General features: G+C 43.5%; 1 protein-coding gene. It reads right to left on the bottom strand.

Annotated elements, in window-relative coordinates; all coding sequences use genetic code 11:
• Positions 1-1,029: EAL domain-containing protein (locus tag R7Q47_RS26655; protein ID WP_318090325.1), on the bottom strand; the 1,029-nt coding region annotated here is incomplete at both ends.

The raw sequence follows: 1,029 nt of genomic DNA, 5'->3' as shown, positions 1-1,029 counted from the left end.
AATAAGAAAAGCCACCATACCCAGTTCCAAAGTCATCAATTTTGAACTTGTAACCTTTGTTGGTGAGGTAGAGAATCTCTTTTTTCGCGGCTTCTACGTCTTTAACCGGAATTCTTTCTGTTAGCTCAAAATGAATTCGGTTTGCACACGGCCAATTCAAATCTGCCAACAGTTTGGTTAACGAACCGGTTTCTAAATGAGAAGAGACAATATTGACACTCACCCAAATCGACTCAGGCAGTGACTCAAGATCTTGGATGATTTTGCGAATCATCTGGTTCGTCATCGGAACAATCAATCCGCTCTCTTCTGCGGCGCCAATAAACATATTAGGTGGCACCAAACCATCGCGTCTTGACCAACGCACCAACGCTTCATAACCTACAGTTTGGCCATCTCTGCTATCCACAATAGCATGATAGTAAGGGATAAATTCGCCGTTATTGATGCCGTTTTGAATCAGCCCTTTGATAGACTTTCTTAGGCTTTTACTTGAGATATAAAACAGCGCAAACACAATCCCAAGAATCAAAGTAGCGGGCACACCCCACACGAAAAGACGCTGATTCGCGTATGCGGCCAAGGCTTCACCACTGTAAATCTTGATGAGCATGTTGGCCTGAGATTCATCAGAGAAGAAAAACTCGCTCGATAGCGCATTGTCTTCATCAATAATGTTTGGCATGCCGCGACTGATTGAAAGGTCACCAAACATAGGTTCGTGATATTCAAATTTTACGAATAAGCACTCTTCACACGGCTCAGCAATAAGCTGTTTTACCCAACTGTTATCGAGAACCCAAAACACCTCAACGTGCTGATTGTCATAAATTACCATCCATTCTGCTTGGTCTTTGTATTCCGGCAAAATCAAGGAAACATAGAAGTTGGTATCTACTGGAACCCGTTTGGATGACGTAATTTTGGAGACAGGCATCCCTATGCTTGAACACGAGTCGCCATCTTCCGTGGTCATGCCAATAAACCGAATGTAGCGGTTGTAGTAACGAGGGTCACGCAGCACTTTCA

The organism is Vibrio sp. Vb0349, assembly GCF_033338975.1.
Note: the sequence above shows the minus strand (reverse complement) of the source record. Positions and strands in the feature narration are given on the sequence as shown.